A 20,747-nucleotide genomic window follows, 5' to 3' on the forward strand; every position below is an offset into this window, starting at 1 on the left:
GTTCGAGACAAAAAAGGCCGTCAGGATTGCGGCTCGCGCGCGACGCGCAAACCATCCCAACGGGGATCCGAGGGTGGAGGACAGGTGCATGCCTCCGAATTGCGATCGGTACCGCACGACGGACAGAACCCCTGACAATCTTCCCGGCAGAGCGCAAACGCGGGAACGGCCATCAGCCACTCCTCACGCAACGCCGGACGTAGATCGAGATCCCGCTCACCGGCAGGAATCGGCACGACGTCATCTTCATCCGCCTCGTCGACTTCCGACTCGGCAAACAACAGATGCACCTCGTCCGACACCGGTACCGTGACTTCGCGCAGACACCGCCTGCACTCCGCCACCGCTGCACCCTCGAATCGGCCACTGAAATAAAACCGACCAGCACCCGCACCCGACAGGCGACCGACCACGTGCACCCCGGGTTCCACCGGACGCGCGTCGCTCTCCTGCCACACCGGATCACTCACCTCAAGTGTCCCATCGACACTCTCGGCACCGGCTTCCAAACTGCGGATGTCGAAGTACAGCATAGCCGTTGAAAATAGAGCGGCCGGCCAGCCTACACAAGGGTCCGGCCTGCTCAATTCTCTCTGCCGAGGGCCGCTCAAGTCTCGTGTCCATGCAGACTTAGCGCGCCGCCCCCGGCAGTTGGCCGATCAGCCTGCCAGGACGTCGGCTTCGGCGAAGAAGAAACGGGCTTCGCGCTCGGCATTCTCGTCGGAATCCGACGCGTGAATCGCGTTCCGTCCCTTCGATTCCGCGTACAGCTTGCGCACCGTGCCTTCGGCCGCTTCGGCCGGGTCGGTGGCGCCGATCACCGTGCGCAGCGTGGCCACGGCGTCATCGCGCTCGAGCACCAGCGGCATGCACGGGCCGCTCGTCATGAATTCCACCAGCTCCGGATAGAACCCACGTTCCTTGTGCACGGCATAGAACTCGCCGGCCTGCGCCTGCGTCAGGTGCATCACGCGCGACGCCTTGATCACAAAGCCCGACTTCTCGAGCAGCGCGATGATGAGCCCCGCCTTGCCATTGGCAAAGGCATCGGGCTTCACGATGGTAAGAGTGCGACGACCAGCCATGGGTCAGAATCCGATCAATTTGCGAACGATGTCCCCGCGAGTCAGGAAGCCGACCAAACGGTCGTTCTTCACCACGGGCACCCGGTCGACGTCCTTGTTGAGCATGAGAGACGCCACTTCGGCCAGCGGCTGATCGGGAGCGACACAGAGGACCTGACGGGTCATCAAGTCACTCACCGTTCGACGCGCCGTGGTGGGCGGCTGAGGAGTTGCGACGCCCCCAGCGCGGGGAAGATAACGGCTCACGAGGTCCCGCAGCAGCTCCCGTTCGCTCAACATGCCGACGACCCGGTTGTCTGCGTCCACCACCGGCAATCCGCCGAGGCCGGACCGCACCATTTCGAGGACGGCGCTCTTGAGCGGCGCATCGGGCCCGACGGTGCGTGGCTGGACGGTCATCAACTCCCGGACCGTGAGCTGTGGCGGGAGATCGGTGGCGGTCAGAAACGGCAGGCCCATCACCGCCCCCGGCGTATCGGCGGCCAGCAGGGCGTCCACGTGCGCCGGCTTCGAGAGTGCGCGGGCAAACGCACCCACCACCTGGAGATGCCTGGCTAACTGACGTGGTGGTGAGCACACCAGAATCACGATGCGGGCGCACTGTTTCTCCTCGTCATCGAGGACGCGGCACACCGGCTTCACCGCCCGACCGAGGGCCACCACGAGGTCTTTCACGGCCTCGGTGCGGTAGTGGACCACGAAGGCCCGGTCGGCCAGCCCCACCACGTCCTCGGGGCGCGCCTCCTCGATGCGTTCCTGCAGCAACTCGGGATGCGACAGGCTGCCCCCTTCTTCGAGGCAGCGCGCGAGTTCATGGGCCGCGTCGGCCAGAGTCGCCGCACTCATCGGCACACGCAGGCGTGCGGCGGAGAGCAGGTCTGCGAGGCGTGAAGGCATCAGGCAGTATGGGGGGAAACAGGAACGGGGTACAGGGCCATAGCCCTATACCCCGTTGCACTGTCCGAGAGTCGGATCAGGCCAGACGCGCCTTGATCAGCTCCACGAAGTCGATCGGACGCTGGGCCACGCCCATGCCCGCCGCCTTGAACGAATCGATCTTCTCGGCCGCCGTACCGGCCGAACCGGAGATGATCGCGCCCGCGTGACCCATGCGGCGTCCCGGCGGAGCGGTCTGACCGGCGATGAAGCCCACGACCGGCTTGGTCATGTGCTCCTTGATGAACGTCGCCGCTTCCTGCTCGTCCGTGCCACCGATTTCACCCATCATGGCCACGGCCTTCGTGTTCGGATCCTTCTCGAACGCCGCGAGGCAATCGATGAAGTTGGTGCCGTTGATCGGATCACCACCGATGCCGACGCACGTGCTCTGGCCGATGCCGGCCTTGGTGAGCGCGTTCACGACTTCGTAGGTGAGCGTGCCGGAGCGGCTGACGACGCCGACCGGGCCCGGCGCGCAGATGCGGCCCGGGATGATGCCGACCTTGCTCTCACCCGGCGTGATCAGACCCGGGCAATTCGGGCCGAGCAGGCGGGCGCCATGCTCCTTCACGTACGGATACACCTTGGTCATGTCGAGCACCGGCACGCCTTCGGTGATGCAGACGATGAACTTCACGCCCGCCGCCGCCGCTTCCATGATCGCATCGGCCGCGTACATCGGCGGCACGTAGATCACCGACGTGTTGGCGCCCGTTGCCTGCACGGCATCGTACACCGTATCGAAAATCGGCGCCGTGCCTTCGAACGTCTGACCGCCCTTACCGGGCGTGACGCCGGCCACGACCTTCGTGCCGTACTCGATCATCTGCTTGGCATGGAACGAGCCATCGCGGCCCGTGATGCCCTGCACCACCAGCTTGGTGCTGTTGTCGATGAAAATGCTCACGCGGCACCTCCCTTGGTGGCGAGTTCCACGGCACGCTGCACGGCCGAGTCCATGTCGCTCGACGCGGAGAAGCCATTCTCCTTCAGGATCTGCAACGCGAGCTCCTCGTTGGTGCCAGTGAGGCGGATGACGATGGGCACCTTGAGCGGATTCGCCTTCGTGGCCGTGACGATGCCGTTGGCTACGTCATCGGTGCGCGTGATGCCGCCGAAGATGTTGAACAGGATACACTTGACGTTCGGATCGGCGGTGATGATGCGCAGTGCATTCACGACCTTCTCCGGGTTCGACGAGCCGCCGATGTCGAGGAAGTTGGCCGGGTCGCCGCCGTAGTACTTCACGAGATCCATCGTGGCCATCGCGAGACCGGCGCCGTTCACCACGCAGCCGACGTTGCCATCGAGCTTGATGAACGTGAGGTTCGCGTTGCGCGCATCGACTTCACTCGGCGCTTCCGACGATTCGTCGCGCAGTGCGGCGATCTGCGGGAGGCGATCGAGTTCGTTGTCGTCGATGACCATCTTGCCGTCGACCGCGATGAGTTCATTCTGCGGCGTCACGACGAGCGGGTTGATCTCGGCGATCGAGCAGCCGGCGCTCATGAACGCCGTGTAGAGCTGCTGCATGATCTTCGCGGCCTGGCGCGCCAGCTTCACATCCTGATACAGGAAGAAGCCCATGCGCATGGCTTCGAACGGCAACAGGCCGTAGCGCGTGTCCACCGGGTGGTAGAGGATCTTTTCCGGCGTGGTGGCTGCCACCTCTTCGATGTCGATGCCACCAGCGGCGGAGACCATGAACACCGGCTTCTTCGTGGCACGATCCACGATGATGCCGACGTAGGCTTCCGACGCGATGTCAGCGGCCACCGTGACGAGGACCTTCTCGACGGTCAGGTCCTTGATGGTCATGCCGAGGATGGCCGTGGCCTTTTCCTTCGCCGCTTCGGGCGTCGGGCAGAACTTCACGCCACCGGCCTTGCCGCGACCGCCGGCATGGACCTGGGCCTTTACCATCACGGCGGTGCCAAGCTTTTTCGCAATGGCCTCCGCCTGCTCCGGCGTCGTGGCGATTTCACCTGGCGGGATCGGCACACCGGCCACCCGCAGCAGCTCCTTCGCCTGATACTCGTGTAGGTTCACGCGTTCTCCAAAGATCGAGGAATGTCGATGGTTCAATGCTAGAGGGTCGGGCCCGGCCGCAGCAACCGCTTGCGGCAGGCACGTTCCTCGCGGTCCGCCCGCCGGAACCGGCGACGGGTGGAGCCGGCCGCAGTCACTGCGGCGTACGTCCCAATACGCGCCCGAGGCTATCGAACGCTGTCCCGAATACGCCCCAATCGCCGCGACGGAGGGCCTGCCGCATGACATCGTACAGGCGGCCGGCATCTTCTTCGGGCGATGGGGTGAGCAGTGTGACCGGCGCTCCCACCATGGTACCGGCGCCGGACGTGGTTTCCCCGATGGCGGCCAGGGCCTGTGACAGCGTGGCCCCGATCCCCACCCGGTCTCCATCGGTGACGCCCACCCGCGCCACGACCAGGCTGCCGTCGCCCCGTGACCAGAGGACCGGCTGGACGACGAACAAGCCACTGGTGGTGGCCACCGCTTCGGCCCGGGCCAGCCGCAACCGATTGTCCCGCCGTGCACCGTCCGGGACCGCCGCGCGCGCACTATCCAGGGCCCCCGCCAAACGATCCAGCATGATGCGCCACCGTTTGCCGGGCGCCGTGATGCCGGTCCAATACGTCACGCGGGCCGCTCCTCCGGTCGCGGTGGCGGTGCCATCGATTTCATCGCCGGCATCAAGCAGTGGCACGGTCCAGCCGATGGTGGTGGTGGCGCCGATCTGCATGGCCAGGGCCGGCGGCGCACCGCCCACCAGCGCACTGTCCGGCAGATGCCGCAGGATCGAGCCCTCGAGACGGGAGCCGTATCGCGCGAAGGTGCGGATCTGCGCGGCGGCGCCGTCGGTGGCCGGTGGCAGTTGGCTGACCAAACTGGTGGGCAGTGCGGTCGCCGGAGCAAACAGTGACGGCAGCTTGGTCATCCACGTGCGGGCCAACGGGTCGGGTCGGTCGACGGGAATGAGGCGCACGCGGCCGGTGGTGGCATCCACCAGGGCCGTCGCCGACAGCTTGAAATACGAATACACGCCACCACCGATCTGCCATCGCTGACTCAACGGATAGCGGTCGGAGGCGCTGTAGAGGTGCAGCGCCCAGAAGAGGCGGTCACCATCGCGGACCGGGAACACCTGCTCGCCCTGCACGAAGATCGGCGCGAGCCGTTCCACGCGCTCCCGCACATCGCGGTGTGTCACGATGAGCAACGCCCGCGCATTGATCGTATCCGCCTGCAACAGGGTGGCGTCGCGGAGCGCCCAGGCATGCGCAATGCGTGACTGGGTGGTCCCCAGCGAGGCGCCAGGGACACCAGGCACCTCGGCGGCATCGATGAGCTGTGCCCCACTGACACCAGGGGCGACCAGCGGCCAGGCGCCATCGTGATCACGGGGACGGGCATCGAAGGGGTCGATGGCGCTATCCCGCACAGCAGGCCTGGTCGCATCGACCAGCGATACACGCCATGGCTCGCCGCCAGCCACCGGCCGGCGCACCAGCAAGGCGGCGATGCGTCCATCGGCCATGGTCCATCCCATCGGCGCGGCGTCGACCATGCGATGCAGCAGCCTGCTGCCGACACGATCCGCGCGCCGCCCCTCCCCATCGCTGTCGGGCTCGGCATCGAGATCGAGCACACCGGCGTCGCGCGACGGAGACAGACTCGCCCCCAGACCGCCGATCAGCGTGCGTTCATCCCAGAGGCTCGCGCGCAGGGGCAGAGAGGCCATGGGCAGTTCGAGCACGCCCTGTGCTGGTCGGATGCCATCCACATCGAATGCGCGACGACTGAACAAGGCCCTCGAGGCCACATAGTCCTGGTCGCGCCGCGCCGGCTCTCCAAAGGCGTCCGTGCGCGCCACAATGGTCGGCGCGATATGTCGGAGGCCGATCGCACTCACCAGCACCAGCGTCAGCGTGACGAAGGCGGTGCGCAGTTGGCCGGTCCAACCGGTACGCAACACGATCAGCGCCGCCAGACCACACATCGCACTGAGCAGCCAATCCACGCGCAGGGTGAATCGATGATCGATGTGCAGGAAGAGCCCCTCTGCGCCGCTGCCGTACTGCAGGAGATCGAAGGCGTCGAGGCGATAGCTCCAGGCCAGCAGCACGAGCACCAGCGCCCCCAGGGCGCTCAGGTGGCGGCGGACATGGGTGGAAGCCGCGATACGCCGTCCTTCGAGTCGCAGAGAGCGTGTGAGGGCATACAGCACCAGGACCATGGCCGTGAGCGATACGACACTGACCAGCGTCCACAGATACAGTGCCTCCTCGAACGGCAACCAGTACACATAGAAGCCGAGATCGCGATCGAGGATGCCTTCGATCTCTCCAAAGGCCAGACCGTGCCGCACGAGAGCGAGGTCGGTCCAATTGGTCATCGGCACGGCCAGCAGCGCCCCGACCACCATCGACAGGATGATGGTGGCGGACAGCAGCCGCTTGTGCGGCACCACCGAGGTGAACTCGAGATTGGCCACGCGCGATTGCATCGCGACGTCGGCAATGGTGCGACGTACGGCGTACAGGTTGGCAAATGCAAACGCGGACCCCAGCACCCAGGCCCCACCTTGCAGCACGACCGAATCGATCACCCGTTCCCAGAACAGGGCGGGCGCGTCCATGGCGACAAACCACGCATGGTCCACAACGAGCGCCGTGGCGGTGCGGCCAACGAGCAGCAGCACCGCTACCACGAGCAGTCCGATCAGGAACCAGCTACGTGCACGCATGGACCGAGCGTCAGCGATTCAGCGGTGCATCAACAGTTGGTCACAGCGTGACGCCCTGCTCACGCAACCAACCTTCCATCACCCCGCGAATCTCGGCCAGGCGCTCTTCGCTGCGGGCTTCGTACCGCGCCACGATCACGGGCTGCGTATTCGAGGCGCGCAGCAGACCCCATCCATCGCCGAACAACACACGCACCCCGTCCACATCGATCACATCGTAGGACGCGGTGAAGTGCGGCACGGCCTTCGCCATGATGGCGAACTTGGTGTCGTCGTCGGTATCGATGCGGATTTCCGGTGTCGATACAAAATGCGGCACATCGGCGAGCAGTTCGTCCACGCGCTTGCCGGAGTCGGCCACGATGCGCAGCAACCGGGCTGCCGCATACAGGGCGTCATCGTGTCCGTAAAAGCCTTCGGTGAAAAACATGTGGCCCGACATTTCGCCCGCGATCGGCGCATGCATCTCCTTCATCTTGTCCTTGATGAGGGAGTGACCGGTCTTCCACATCACCGGCGTGCCACCGGCCTGGCTGATGCCGTCGGTGAGCGCCTGTGAGCACTTCACATCGAAGATGATCGGCTGTCCTGCCCCGGTGCGCGCGAGCACGTCGCGTGCATACAGGATCAGGATGTGATCGCCCCAGATGATGCGACCGTTGCGATCCACCACACCAATGCGATCGGCATCACCATCGAAGGCGACGCCCAGTTCCGCGCCGGATGAGGCCACGGCCGCAATGCAGTCCTCGAGATTCTCGGGGACGGTAGGATCGGGATGGTGATTGGGAAACGAGCCGTCACTCTCGGTGAACAGGCCGATGCCCTGTACCCCCAGCGCCTCCATGAGCTGCGGAGCGACCAGCGCACCGGCGCCGTTGCCGCAGTCGTACACGACCTTGATGGGCGTGCCATCGGCATGGGTGAGCGGGCCGATGCGGGCGACGATGTCGGCAACGTAGCGGTCGATGACTTCGACGTGCCGCACCTGGCCGCTGCCCGACGGGAACTGCCCGCCGATGATCAACTGGTACAGTGTCTGGATATCGGCGCCGTGCAGCGACGCCGTACCGAGGCACATCTTGAAGCCGTTGTACTCGGGCGGGTTGTGTGAACCGGTGATCTGGATGCCGCCCACCACGGGTTCGTGGTGCAGCGACCAGTAGAGCAGCGGGGTGGGAACCACCCCCACGTCCACCACATCCACGCCACATTCGGTGAGGCCACGAACGAGGGCGTCTCGCAGGGCATCGCCGGTCGGGCGATTGTCGCGGCCAACCGCCACCGCGCCCTGAATCCCCCGTTGGGCGAGCAACGCGGCGTATCCCCGTCCCAGTCCATACGCAACTTCGATGGTCAGGTCCTGACCGACGATGCCGCGAATGTCGTACTGCCGAAAGATCGTTTGACTGATGGCCATGTGACTGGTGGGGCAAAGGCAGGAGCGGCGTGCGACCCTGAGGCCACACGCCGGAGATCAGCGCGGAACGCTTGCTGTCTGCAAACGTACCTCGCCGCGCGGTGCGGCGGGATTCGACGTTGGTGACGTGGTGGTGGTCGCACGTCGAGCCAATTCCATGATGGGCGTGGGATACAGCCCAAAGACCAGCAGTGCAACCGCTGCCGTCGCGATCAGCGACTGGTTCAGCGGTGTGGTGGACGGCACCGGCTGACCTTCTGGACGTGGGCGCATGAACATCGCCGACACGACCGCCAGATAGTACGCCGCCGACACCGCACTGGCGATCACCAGCACCACCGCCAGGATGGTTTGTGGCGCAGGGGCCTGCAGTGCGGCCTGCAGGATGTACCACTTCGCAAAGAAGCCCATGCCACCCAGGACCGGCATGCCCATGAACGCCAACAGGAACACGGTCATCGCGATCGCCAACCATGGACGCACCAGCCACAGGCCGGCGATATCGTCGAGCGTGGGAGCGCGGTCGCGGCCGCCGTTGATCGTGATGAGCACCCCAAAGGCCCCCATCGTCGCCAACGTGTAGGACACGACGTAGAAGATCAGGGCGCTGGTGCCAGCGGCGTCGCCCACGATGATGGACACCAACAGATATCCGGCGTGGGCGATGCTGGAGTACGCGAGCATGCGCACCAGGTTGCGCTGCGAGAGCGCAAACACATTGCCCACCACCATCGTCACCGCGGCCAACCACCACAGACCCATGTGCCAGCGCGGCGCGGCGACGGCCAGGCCTTCGATCATGATCCGGGCGAACACGGCGAACGCGGCCGTCTTCACCGTTGCCGACATGAAGGCGGTCACCGGGAGTGGCGCACCGTCGTACACATCAGGGGTCCAGAGATGGAACGGTGCCGCGGCGACCTTGAACGCGAGCCCCACCAGCAGCAGAGCCACACCAGACATGAACAACGGCGACAGCGTCGCCTGAGCGGCCGCCCATTCGGTGATGTCCTGGAGCCGCGTGCTGCCGGTGGCACCGAACAGCAACGCCATGCCGTACAGCAGGAACCCACTCGAGATGGCGCCGAGCAGGAAGTACTTCACGGCCGCTTCGGCACTGCGTGCGCTGCGACGATTCACGCCGGCCAGCACGTACACAGCGAGCGACATCAGTTCGACACCGAGGAACACGAACATCAGGTCCCGCGCGCCGGCGAGGACCATCATGCCGGTGGACGCGAGCAACATCAGTGACGGGACTTCCGGACCAAACGCCGCACTGCGCTGATGCTCGGCTTCGAGCAGCATGAGCGCCAGCGCGGTGCCGAGCAGGATCACGAGGTCAACGGCCCACCGGAACCCGTCACCGGCCACGCGGCCGTCGGGGGTGCCGGCTGCACCATCACCCCAGGCGATCACCACCGCCAGGCCCACCACGAGGCAGAGAATGACACCAAAGCGCGCGAGCACCGAGGTGCGTTCGGCACCTTCCGCGGCACCGGGCTGATTGCCTTGCGGCGTCCAGACCGATGCCAGCAGCAGCAGCATCGCGCCGCCGGAAAGCAGCATCTCGGGAAGAAGGGCGCGCAGGATCGCGCCGGCAGACATAGCGTCGGGCATCGTCAGCGACTCAGCGACACAGGCGGAAGCGTCGTCGGGGCATTGGGGCCGAACCGAACCGACTCGATCAGGGCCTGCGACGCGCGGTCGGCGCGCTGCAGGATGGCGTGAGGAGCCACGCCCAGATAGACCATGGCGGCCACCAGCGTCACCATGACAAAACGCTCACGACCGGACAGGTCGGGAAGCGCGCCATTGGCTTCGGTGTCCACCTTTTCAAACAGCAACTGCTGTACGGCGCGCAGGCCGTACACGGCCGCGAAGATCACACCCGATGTGGCGATGACGGCGAGCACCGGGAATTCCGCATAGGTGCCGATCAGCACCAGGAACTCGCCCACGAAGCCGATGGTCCCAGGCAAGGCCACGGTGGACAACATGGACACGATGAGTGCCACGCTGAACCACGGAAGCACCTTCGCCAGACCGCCAAATGCGGAGAAGGCGGTGGTGGCCCGTCGGTCTTCGAGCATGCCGGCCAACAGGAACAGCGCCGTGGTGGCGATGCCGCTGCTGACAATGCTCATCACCGCACCCTGCACACTCTGCGGGGTCAGCACGAAGCTGCCCAGCATGATGAGACCCAAGTGGCTGACGGAGCTGTACGAGATCACGCGCTTGAAGTCGCGCTGCGCCATGGCCACCAGTGCGCCATAGACCACCGCGATGACCGACAGCACCAGGATCGTGCTACGCACCGTGTAGTCCATGGCCGCCGCCGGAAAGAGCGGGATGGCAAAACGCAGAATCGCGTACGCACCAACCTTGAGACCCAGTGTCACCGCAGCCACGGTCGGAGCGGCGCTCTGGGCATCGGGCAACCACGTGTGGAACGGCACCAGCGCGGACTTCACCGCGAAGGCGGCAAAAAACGCGAGGAACATCCAGAGCTGTGCCCGCGGCGAAAGCGCCACCTGCAGCAAGTGGTCGATATGCAGCGACGTGCCACCGCCGGCGTTCCACAGCGCGATGATTGCGACCAGCATCAGCAGCGATCCCACCAGCGTGAAGAGCACGTAGCGCAGGCTGGCCCGCGAGGTGCCGGCGGCGCCCCACACACCCACCAACAGGTAGGTGGGAATGAGCATCAGTTCCCACGCCAGGTAGAACGCCAGCAGGTCGAGCGTGATGAACACGCCCACGAGTCCACTGGTGAGCAACAGCAGCAGGGCACCAAAGGCCGGTGTCCGCACGCGCACGTTGTTCCACGAACCCAACAGGGCGAGCGGCACCACGAACGCCGTGAGCACCACCATCGGCAGCGACAGGCCATCCACACCAAGGCTCAGCGTCGCGCCCAGATCGGCGAGCCAGGGGATGTCCACCCGTGCCTGCCAACCACGCCCGTCCACGTCGAACACGCCCCACACGGCAACGGCCAACAGCGCCTCGACAGCCAGCGCGGCCAACGTCAGCACACGGGCGTCCGGGCCGCCGCTCGGCGCTTCGTTGCCGGCATCGTCACGCGACACATCACGTCCACCAATGCGCACCAGCACCGCGGCCAGCACTGGCCACAGCAGCATCGCCGGCAACACCCAGCGATCGATTCCCAGGGAAAGCAGCATATCGCGCATCATCAGCTCAGCGTGAGGGCCGCAATCAACGCCAGGGCACCGACCGCGAGCAGCCACGCGTACTTGCCCACATCACCATCCTGCAACTTGCTCCCCATCAATGACGCCGTGCGGGACAGCAGCGAGCCGCCAAGCGAGAACCCCTGGTCGATGCCACGGTCGACGCCGCGGGCCAGCACGGTGTCGGCCACCGCACTCACCGGCTTCACGATGACCGTGTCGACGATGTCATCCACACCATAGGCGCGGGCGAGCAAGCTGTTGTCCACCGGCGCGTGTGCCTTGTCGGCCATCGGCTTGCGATACAACACCACGGCAATCACGATGCCCAGCAGGGCCACACCGGTGGCAATCCCCACCAGCACGATCTCGATGTCATGCGACAGGTGCCCTGCCCCGGCCAGTCGTGTGGCGCTGGCGGCGGTGACCGGCGAGAGCCAATGCTCGAGCACCCCTACGGGTCCAATCGGAATCAGCGCCGGCAGGTTGAGCCAGCCACCGGCGAGCGTGAGTACGCCGAGAATGAGCACCGGCGCGGTCATGATGAGTGGCGCCTCATGCAGCGCACTGCGTTCGGCTTCGCCAGTGCGATTCTCACCATAGAAGGCGAGCAGCAGCATGCGGGTCATGTAGATGGCCGTCAGCAACGCCGTCAGGATACCGATGCCATAGGCGGCATACAGCACCGTGCTGCCCGGAATGCCGAGCAGCGAGGCGTTGGCCAGCGGTGAGTCGTGCGCACGGGCAAAGACACCCGCGAGGATTTCGTCCTTGGAGAAGAAACCGGCGAGCGGCGGTACACCGGCAATGGCCAGCGTGGCCAGCGTCATCGCGCCCGCCGTGGCCGGCATGAAGCGCGCGAGGCCACCCATGTTACGAAGATCCTGTGGATCGTCGTGGCGGTGCGTGTGGTGATACGCGTGGTGCATCGCGTGGATCACCGAGCCGGCGCCGAGGAACAGGAGGGCCTTGAAGAAGGCGTGCGTGACCAGATGAAACACACCGGCGGTATACGCCCCGCTGCCCACGGCCACGAACATGTAGCCCAACTGGGACACGGTGGAGTACGCGAGCACCTTCTTGATGTCCCACTGCCGCAGCGCGATGGTCGCGGCAAACAGTGCCGTGAGCGCACCAATGGCGGTGATGACCAGCGACGCTTCGGGGGCTCCGGCAAAGATCGGCGCGGCCCGCGCGACCAGGTACACACCCGCCGTGACCATGGTGGCGGCGTGAATGAGCGCGGAGACCGGCGTCGGGCCGGCCATGGCGTCAGGCAACCAGATGTAGAGCGGCAACTGCGCGCTCTTGCCCGCGCAGCCAACAAACAGGAACAGCGCGATGGCCAACACCACCGGGGTGCCGCCCATGCCGCCCAACACGCTGTGCGCGCCCACAAAATCGAGGTGTTGCGTGGTGACCCAGATCAGGAACATCGCGACCAGGAAACCGAAGTCGCCGACGCGGTTCACCACGAACGCCTTCTTGCCGGCGTCCGCGTTGGCCTTGTCACTGAACCAGAAGCCGATGAGCAGATAGGAGGCCAAGCCCACACCTTCCCAGCCCACGAACATCACGGGGTAACTGCCGCCCAGCACCAGCACCAGCATGAACGCCACGAACAGGTTGAGGTATGCGAAGTACCGCGCATAGCCCGGGTCGTCCTGCATGTAGCCGATCGAAAACAGGTGGATCAACGAGCCGACGCCCGTGATGACCAGCACCATCAGCATCGACAACTGATCCAACTGGAAATTCCAGTCGATGACGAGATTGCCCACGGGCATCCACTGTCCCAGCGAGACGATCGCTGGGCCGGCCATGCCCACGCGCATGCGCATGAAGAGCGCCATGGCCACCGCAAAAGCTGCGATGATGACGCCGGGGCCCACGATCGACACGAGCGGATGACGCGCGGTGCTGCGCGCGCCGTCGGCTGCACTGGCCCGTGACAGCGCGACGGCGCCGTTCACCACGAAGCCGAGCAGCGGCAGCAGGATCAGGAACGGGAGCAGGGCGGCGATCATCCGCGGAGGGTGCGAAGGTTCGACAGGTCCACAGTTCCGAAGTGCCGGTAGATCGCGATGACGATGGCCAGGCCAAGCGCCGCCTCGGCCGCCGCCACGGTCATCACCATGATCACGAACACGTGACCGGTGACACCGTGGAGGCGCGAGAACGCGACAAAGCTCAGGTTCACGGCGTTGAGCATCAGCTCTGCGCACATGAACAGAATGATGGCGTTGCGGCGGGTCAGCACGCCGACAACCCCGATGGCGAATAGAATCGCCGAGACGATGAGTGCTTCGGTGATCATGACGTCACCCGCCGCTTGGCCAGCACGACGGCACCGATGACCGCCACGAGGAGCACGAGACTGGTCAGTTCGAAGGCCACCAGGTAATCCGTGAACAACGCGGCAGCGACCGGCTCCACCACGTTGTCCCTGGCCGCCGAGAACTCAGGTACTTCGATATGCTGCCGGAGAGCCAGCAGAAGATTGGCCAGCAAGGCCAGTCCCACGACCCCACTGCCCAGCCGCGTACCGAGCGACCGGATGTCGGACACTTCGGTCTTGCCAAGATTGAGCAGCATGACCACGAACACGAACGTCACCATGATCGCGCCCGCGTACACCAGCACCTGAATGGTGCCGACGAACGGGGCGTCGAGCATGACGTACAAACCGGCCAGCGCAAACATCACGTTCACCAACCACAGGGCGGCCGGGACCGGATTCTTGCGCGTGACGAACAGCAGCGCCGACGCGATGGCCAGCAGCGAGAAGAAGTAGAACTGAAACTGATAGAAGGCGTTCATTCGCCCTTCGGGTCAGCGGGGTCCCACAGTTCACTCACCGGGTGGGTCTGCGCGGTGAGACGCTCGAGGTCATAGACGAACGACGCCCGATCGTACTCGGCGTTTTCGTAGTGACGGCCGAGGTGAATCGCCTCTTCCGGGCACACTTCCTGGCAGTAGCCGCAGAAGATGCAGCGGAACTCGTCGATCTCGAATACGAGCGGATACCGATTGCCCTGCTCGTCTTCACCGGGCGTCAGCTTGATGCAGTTGGCCGGGCACACCGTGGGGCACAGGCCGCATGCGACGCACTTGGCCTTGCCGTCTTCCGTGGTGAGCATCCGGTGCGTCCCTCGCCAGCGCGGCGAGAGATCCCACTTCGTTTCCGGATACTCCATGGTGACCTTGTGCGGGTCGACCAGGTGCTTGAAGGTGGTGGCCATGCCCGCCAGCGTCGAGCGGATGTAGCTCACGCGCTCGAGTGGACGCTGCATGACCTTCACGCCGATCGCCATCAGTTGCCCCCTTCGGAAATCACACCGGCCGCGGTATTGGCCGCGTCAGGCAGTACACCCTGCGCCGCGAGCTTGCGGCGTGACAAGTCGAGACCACGCGCCCGCAGGCGCTCCAAATCTGTTGGTGCCACCCGGGCACTCGCGGGGCTGATCAGCTTGCCGCGGTCGAGCCACGTCAGCAAGATGGCAATCAGCACCACGTTCAGGCCGAGCAATGCCAGCGTGAACAAGGGTCCGCGGGTCACACCCAGCGCATCCAGGCCGAGCGAGGCAACCGCAATGATGACGATGTACGCCAGCGCCACCGGCAGCATGATGCTCCAGCCGAGCGACATGAGCTGGTCGTAGCGGAAGCGCGGCAGCGTCCAGCGCACCCACATGAAGACGAAGATGAAGAAGCCCGTCTTCAGCGCAAAGGCGATCAGTGTGACCAGCGTCTTGAGCACCGTGAATGGCGCGACGTTGTCCCACTGCGTGAACGGCAGATCCCAGCCACCGAAGAACATGGTCGCCGTGAGCGCGCTCACCGTGATCATGTTCGAATACTCGGCGATGAAGAACATCGAGAACTTCATGCCGCTGTATTCCGTGTGATAGCCGGCCACCAGCTCCGACTCGGCTTCGGGCAAGTCGAACGGCAGGCGGTTGGTCTCCGCAAATGCCGCGACGAGGAACGTGAACCACGCGATGGTCAGCGAGAACACATTCCAGCCCATGCCAGCCTGCTGCTGCACGATGGTGTTCAGCGAGACATTGCCGGCCAGGAGCAGCACCGGAATGGTCGACATGCCCATCGCGATTTCATACGACACCATCTGCGCGCTGGAGCGCAGGCCACCCAACAGCGCGTACTTGTTGTTGGACGACCAGCCGGCCAACACCATGCCGTACACACCAAGCGACGAGATCGCGAGCACGAAGAGGAAGCCCACCGGCACCGGCGCCACCGCCATGTCGATGAGACCCCACGGTGTTGGCAACGGTGCAGCCAGCGGGATCACGGCCCACGTGAGCATGGCCGGAATGAACGCGAGCGCCGGCGCAATGATGAAGAGCCACCGATCAGCAAACGGCGGATTGGTCTCTTCCTTCATGAAATTCTTGATACCGTCGGCGACGGGCTGCAGGATGCCGCCCGGGCCTGCGCGATTCGGACCACGACGATCCTGGAACCACGCCGCCAGCTTGCGCTCGACGAGCGTCAGCATGGCCACCGTGAGCATCCAGACACCGAACACCACCAGAATCTTGACCACACTGGCGGCGACAAACGTGCCGATCGCCTCGGGTGCCAACTGCGAATCGGCGCGAGGAAACCACGCCGCCAGATCGATGGCAGCCATCACGGGTCGGGCGATCATACCGCCACCTCGGCCGTGCTGGTTGCACCGGCGGGCGCCAACGGCAAGCCGCGCAGACCCAGCGCGTCGTAGTCGAGCCCCGCGAACGTGCTGTGCGTCGCGGCGAGTGCCGCGAACACTTCGGCCGGCAGGTAGAACCGGCCGTTGCCACCGATGGCGGTGAGCAGGTCGGCCAACACATACCAGGTCGGGCGCGCCACGCCGGGGGCGGTGCGGGCCTGCAGGTAACGCTGCACACGACCACGCAGGTTGGTGAGCGTACCTTCCTCTTCGAGCGTATTCGTCACCGGCAACACCGCCGAAACCGAGGCCGCGATGGCCGCCGGCAGCGCCGTGCCGATGTACACCACGCTGCTGGCCGCAGAGAGCTCCGATGCATTGATACCATCGAGCTGGTCACCCACGACAAACACGGCGTCACCGCTGCGGATGGCATCGGTGAACTGCGTGACTTCACTGAACCCCAGCGAGCGTGCGCCCGTGGCGTTGGCCGCGCGCTCAGCGCGCAGTGCCAGATCCTTGGCGCCCGGCAACACCGACTCGTTGCCACGCGACAGGCGGAACACACCAGTCCCGTTGCGCTCGGCGATCATGCGTTCGAGCAGGAACAGCGATTCGTTGGACAGGTTGGGTGAGGCGATGACCACCAGGCGACGCCCCTCGGTGACCTGCGCGGCCACCGTGATCGCGTCTTCCCAATCCGACACCTGCAACTGCCCGTTCACACGCACCAGTGGCTGGTCGGCCCGATCACGACGATTGAAATCGCGATAGCCCTGACGACCCACTTCGCACATGTAGTACTGGTTCACTTCGTCGTTCGGACGCGGCTTGAGGCGCACCACCACGTTGTCGCGCGTTTCCGCGACGGCGTTGCACCCCTGACTGCAGCCGGTGCACACGGTGGCCGCGCGATCGAGCTCCCACGCACGCGCCTTGTTCAGGAAGTCCTTCGACAACAGCGCGCCCACAGGGCACAGGTCGACGACATTGCCCGCCCACGGGTTCGTCAGGTCGTGTCCTTCGGCCTTGCCGATGAACGCACGATCGCCACGCTCGGACACATTGAGCACGGGTTCATGGACGACATCATCCATGAACCGCACGCAACGCGTGCAGAGAATGCAGCGGTTCTGCACATACAGCACATCGCCGCCGAAGTCCTCGACGGGATTGAAGCGCTTCGGCTCGCGATAGCGCGAATCGGCGCGCCCTTCGGCGAACGTGTAGTCCTGCAGCTCACACTCGCCGGCCTGATCGCAGATCGGGCAGTCGAGCGGATGATTGATGAGCAGGAACTCGAGCACACCCTTGCGCGCTTCGAGCGCCTTCGGGGAATGCACATGCACCACCTGTCCTTCGCCAACGGACGTGGCGCAGGCCGGTGCGAGCTTGGGGAACTTCTCCACTTCCACGAGGCACATGCGGCACACGCCAGCCACCGGAAGTCCCGGATGGTAGCAATAGTGCGGCACGAGCACGCCAGCGGACTTCGCCGCTTCCAGGATCGACGTGCCATCCGGTACCGTGACCGGACGCCCTTCGATCGTGAGCGACACCATCTTCACGTCAGCCATGATGTCCTCACGCCGCGGAGGCGCGCAGCGCCCCCGGCACGGTGACCTGCGAACGATTCGCCGCGATCTTGGCCTCGAACTCGTGACGGAACTTCTTGAGTCCCGACACCACCGGTGTAGCGCAGGAGTCACTCAGCACGCAGATCGTCTTGCCGCTCATGTTGTCGGCGATCGACAGCAGCGTATCGAGATCTTCCGCCGTGCCCTGCCCGTCACGGATGCGCTCCATGATGCGCGTGGTCCAGGCCGTGCCTTCGCGGCACTGCGAGCACTGCGCGCAGCTCTCATGCGCATAGAAACGCGTGAGGCGCGCGATCTGGCGCACCATGTCCTGCCGGTCGTCGAACACGATCACGCCGCCAGAGCCCATCATCGTGCCGACGGCGACCATGCCCTCATAGTCCATTAGCGCGCTTTCCGCTTCTTCGCGCGTGAGAATCGGCACCGATGATCCACCGGGGATCACGGCCTTGATTTCACGGCCCGGCAACGGACCACCACAGAGATCGTACAGGAACTCCTTGAACGGGAATCCCAGCGCGACTTCGTAGTTGCCCGGACGGCTGATGTTGCCACACACCGAAAACAGCTTGGTGCCAATGCTCTTCGGATTGTCGGCGCGCCCGAACTGCTTGTACCACTCGGCGCCGTTCTTCACGATGTACGGCACGGCGGTGAGCGTTTCCACGTTGTTGATCGTGGTCGGCTTGCCGAACAGTCCCGCCACCGCCGGAAACGGCGGCTTGATGCGCGGATTGCCGCGACGGCCTTCGAGCGAATTCATCAACGCGGTTTCTTCACCGCAGATGTATGCGCCGGCGCCACGGTGCACATGCACATCCACGCGCTTGCCCGAGCCCATCGCATTGGCGCCGAGAATGCCGGCCGCGTAGGCCTCTTCGACGGCCGCGCACACGCGCGCGTACGGTTCGGTGAACTCACCGCGGATGTAGATGTACGCCGTTTCGGCGTAGATGGCATGCGCCCCCAGCGCGACACCTTCCACGAGTCCGTGCGGCGTCCAGCGCATGATCTCGCGATCCTTGAACGTGCCAGGCTCCGATTCGTCGGCGTTGCAGCAGAGGTAGTGCGTCTTGCCGTCGGGCTTCATGAATGACCACTTCATGCCCGTCGGGAAACCCGCGCCGCCACGACCGCGCAGCCCCGATTCCTTGACGATGTTCTGGATCTCGACCGGATCAGTGGCGAGCGCCTTTTCGAGCGCCTCATAACCACCGCGGGCACGCCACCCAGCGAGTGTGCGTGCCTCGGGATCCCCGAAGTACTTCGACAGCACCGGCGTTTCGCGCGGGTGCGACGGATGCGGATAGCCCATTACTTCAGCTCCGACAGAATGCGTGGCACCGACTCAGGCGTCACGGACTCGACGTAGTCGTTGTTGATCTGCACCGGCGTGGCAAAGCCGCAGGCCCCGAGGCATTCCACCTCGATGACCGTGTACTTGCCGTCCGGGCTCGTGAGACCGAGGTCTTCGCAGCCCGTGTGTTCGAGGAACGCCTTCACCACGTCTTCCGCGCCACACACGTTGCACGGCGTGGTCGTGCAGACCTGAATGAAATACGTACCGACCGGATGCTGGTGGTACATGGTGTAAAACGTGACCACGCCCTTCACGTAGGCCGGGGTGATTTCGAGCGCGGCGGCCACTTCTTCCATGCCGGCTTCACTCACCCAGCCACGGGCGTCTTGCAGCATCCACAGCGCGGGCAGCAGCGCCGCCTGCTTGTGCGGATAACGCGCCAGGATCTTGTCGAGTTCCGCCCGGGCGGCTCCGACAAACACCGGCTCGTGCGGCTCATCCTGATGATGGCCGTGCGGTGGCGCGGCGACGATGGCGCCGCCGCTGGCAGATGGGCCGTGGCTCACCGGTCGATCTCTCCCATCACGATGTCGATGCTGGCGTTGATTGCGATCACGTCCGACAGCAAATGGCCTTCGACCATCTTCGGAATGGCGGACAGATTCACGAACGACGGCGGACGGATGCGCCAGCGCACCGGCTTCGATGTGCCATCGCTCACGAAGTAGTAGCCCTTCTCCCCCTTCGGGCTTTCCACCGGCACGTAACACTCACCAGCCGGTGGACGTGGGCCTTCCATCACGAGCTTGAAATGATGGATCATCGATTCCATCTCACTCGTCGCCTTGTGCTTCGGCGGCAGAATGAGACGCGGATCGTCGATGTTCACCGGCCCGTCGGGCAGGCGCTTGATGGCCTGCTCGATGATGCGCACGCTCTGCCGCATCTCTTCCACACGCACCAGGAACCGATCGTACACGTCACCCGTCGTACCGACCGGCACGTCGAAGTCGTACGTCTCGTAGTCGAGATACGGGAAGTCCTTGCGCACGTCGTATGCCACACCAGAGGCGCGCAGCATCGGACCCGACAGACCGGCATTGACGGCGTCGTGGGCACTCATCGCGCCCAGGCCCACCGTGCGGCCCGCCCAGATGGCGTTGGTCTCGAGCATGCGCACGGATTCTTCGAGGGTCTTCGTGAAACCCTTGAGGAATGCCTTGAGCCCGTCGAGCCACCCGTCGGGAATGTCGGCCGCCATACCACCCACGCGCGTGGCGGTGGTGGTCAGACGCGCTCCCACCCAGCCTTCGAGCAGGTTGTACACGTTCTCGCGTTCCTGGAACATCCACAGGAACGGCGTGAAGGCGCCGATGTCCACCGACGTGGTGCCCATCCACACGTTGTGCGAGATGATGCGCGACAACTCCATCAGGATGACGCGCAGCACTTTGCACCGCTCCGTCATCCCGACGCCAAACAACCGCTCGGCGCCGAGCGAAAACGCGACGTTGTTCCCGGGCGAGTTGAGGTAGTCCTCACGATCGGTCCACGGGATGATCTGGTTGTACTGGCGGTACTCACCGATCTTCTCGAAACCACAATGCAGATAGCCGATGTGCGGAATGCAGCGCACGACGGTTTCCCCATCGAGTTCGAGCACCAGCCGCAACACGCCATGCGTGGCCGGGTGCTGCGGTCCGATGTTGATGAGCATGTGATCCGACGCGAGGTCGGGTTCCGGCACCTGCGGCGATTCAACGGCGAC

General features: G+C 64.9%; 18 protein-coding genes. All 18 read right to left on the minus strand.

The window, feature by feature from the left end; translation table 11 throughout:
- Window positions 1-20: 20 nt before the first annotated feature.
- Window positions 21-533: a YceD family protein gene (locus tag GAU_RS20680; protein WP_012683131.1), complete on the minus strand. Its 513-nt coding sequence runs from the start codon at window positions 531-533 to the stop codon at window positions 21-23.
- A gap of 126 nt (window positions 534-659) precedes the next feature.
- Window positions 660-1,085: a nucleoside-diphosphate kinase gene (gene ndk / locus GAU_RS08430; RefSeq protein WP_012683132.1), complete on the minus strand. Its 426-nt coding sequence runs from the start codon at window positions 1,083-1,085 to the stop codon at window positions 660-662.
- 3 nt (window positions 1,086-1,088) lie between these two features.
- Entirely contained in the window at window positions 1,089-1,982 is an 894-nt protein-coding gene (locus GAU_RS21845; RefSeq protein WP_012683133.1) for a CBS domain-containing protein, read from the minus strand.
- 76 nt (window positions 1,983-2,058) lie between these two features.
- Window positions 2,059-2,931: a succinate--CoA ligase subunit alpha gene (gene sucD, locus GAU_RS08440; RefSeq protein WP_012683134.1), complete on the minus strand. Its 873-nt coding sequence runs from the start codon at window positions 2,929-2,931 to the stop codon at window positions 2,059-2,061.
- Window positions 2,928-4,073, minus strand: coding sequence for an ADP-forming succinate--CoA ligase subunit beta (sucC, locus tag GAU_RS08445; protein WP_012683135.1), 1,146 nt, complete (start codon window positions 4,071-4,073; stop codon window positions 2,928-2,930). Before sucC ends, sucD begins: the two co-directional genes overlap by 4 nt.
- A 133-nt stretch (window positions 4,074-4,206) precedes the next feature.
- The gene (locus tag GAU_RS08450; RefSeq protein WP_012683136.1) at window positions 4,207-6,789 is read right to left on the minus strand and encodes a UPF0182 family protein; all 2,583 of its coding nucleotides are present in this window, start codon (window positions 6,787-6,789) and stop codon (window positions 4,207-4,209) included.
- Between the two features lie 40 nt (window positions 6,790-6,829).
- Window positions 6,830-8,209, minus strand: a complete 1,380-nt coding sequence (locus GAU_RS08455; protein WP_012683137.1) for a phosphomannomutase/phosphoglucomutase — start codon at window positions 8,207-8,209, stop codon at window positions 6,830-6,832.
- A 57-nt stretch (window positions 8,210-8,266) separates the two neighbouring features.
- Window positions 8,267-9,829 (minus strand): NADH-quinone oxidoreductase subunit N, encoded by a 1,563-nt coding sequence (locus GAU_RS08460; RefSeq protein ID WP_012683138.1) that lies wholly within the window; start codon window positions 9,827-9,829, stop codon window positions 8,267-8,269.
- 2 nt (window positions 9,830-9,831) lie between these two features.
- Window positions 9,832-11,409, minus strand: coding sequence for a complex I subunit 4 family protein (locus tag GAU_RS08465; protein ID WP_052574323.1), 1,578 nt, complete (start codon window positions 11,407-11,409; stop codon window positions 9,832-9,834).
- Window positions 11,409-13,433 carry an NADH-quinone oxidoreductase subunit L gene (gene nuoL, locus GAU_RS08470; RefSeq protein ID WP_012683140.1) on the minus strand — a complete coding sequence of 675 codons (2,025 nt, stop codon included), beginning with the start codon at window positions 13,431-13,433 and terminating at the stop codon, window positions 11,409-11,411. Before nuoL ends, GAU_RS08465 begins: the two co-directional genes overlap by 1 nt.
- Window positions 13,430-13,723 carry an NADH-quinone oxidoreductase subunit NuoK gene (nuoK, locus tag GAU_RS08475; RefSeq protein ID WP_012683141.1) on the minus strand — a complete coding sequence of 98 codons (294 nt, stop codon included), beginning with the start codon at window positions 13,721-13,723 and terminating at the stop codon, window positions 13,430-13,432. The genes nuoL and nuoK overlap by 4 nt, the downstream gene beginning before the upstream one ends.
- Window positions 13,720-14,226, minus strand: coding sequence for an NADH-quinone oxidoreductase subunit J family protein (locus tag GAU_RS08480; RefSeq protein ID WP_012683142.1), 507 nt, complete (start codon window positions 14,224-14,226; stop codon window positions 13,720-13,722). The genes nuoK and GAU_RS08480 overlap by 4 nt, the downstream gene beginning before the upstream one ends.
- Window positions 14,223-14,720 carry a NuoI/complex I 23 kDa subunit family protein gene (locus tag GAU_RS08485; RefSeq protein WP_197526067.1) on the minus strand — a complete coding sequence of 166 codons (498 nt, stop codon included), beginning with the start codon at window positions 14,718-14,720 and terminating at the stop codon, window positions 14,223-14,225. The genes GAU_RS08480 and GAU_RS08485 overlap by 4 nt, the downstream gene beginning before the upstream one ends.
- Window positions 14,720-16,081, minus strand: coding sequence for an NADH-quinone oxidoreductase subunit NuoH (gene nuoH, locus GAU_RS08490; protein ID WP_083765547.1), 1,362 nt, complete (start codon window positions 16,079-16,081; stop codon window positions 14,720-14,722). Before nuoH ends, GAU_RS08485 begins: the two co-directional genes overlap by 1 nt.
- Entirely contained in the window at window positions 16,078-17,658 is a 1,581-nt protein-coding gene (locus GAU_RS08495; RefSeq protein ID WP_083765548.1) for a 2Fe-2S iron-sulfur cluster-binding protein, read from the minus strand. Before GAU_RS08495 ends, nuoH begins: the two co-directional genes overlap by 4 nt.
- 7 nt (window positions 17,659-17,665) lie before the next feature.
- Window positions 17,666-18,994: an NADH-quinone oxidoreductase subunit NuoF gene (gene nuoF / locus GAU_RS08500; protein ID WP_012683146.1), complete on the minus strand. Its 1,329-nt coding sequence runs from the start codon at window positions 18,992-18,994 to the stop codon at window positions 17,666-17,668.
- Window positions 18,994-19,545 carry a complex I 24 kDa subunit family protein gene (gene nuoE, locus GAU_RS08505; RefSeq protein ID WP_052574324.1) on the minus strand — a complete coding sequence of 184 codons (552 nt, stop codon included), beginning with the start codon at window positions 19,543-19,545 and terminating at the stop codon, window positions 18,994-18,996. The genes nuoF and nuoE overlap by 1 nt, the downstream gene beginning before the upstream one ends.
- Window positions 19,542-20,696, minus strand: coding sequence for an NADH dehydrogenase (quinone) subunit D (gene nuoD / locus GAU_RS08510; protein WP_041266268.1), 1,155 nt, complete (start codon window positions 20,694-20,696; stop codon window positions 19,542-19,544). Before nuoD ends, nuoE begins: the two co-directional genes overlap by 4 nt.
- Window positions 20,697-20,747 lie beyond the last annotated feature (51 nt).

It is taken from the genome of Gemmatimonas aurantiaca T-27, from assembly GCF_000010305.1.
Lineage (GTDB): Bacteria > Gemmatimonadota > Gemmatimonadetes > Gemmatimonadales > Gemmatimonadaceae > Gemmatimonas > Gemmatimonas aurantiaca.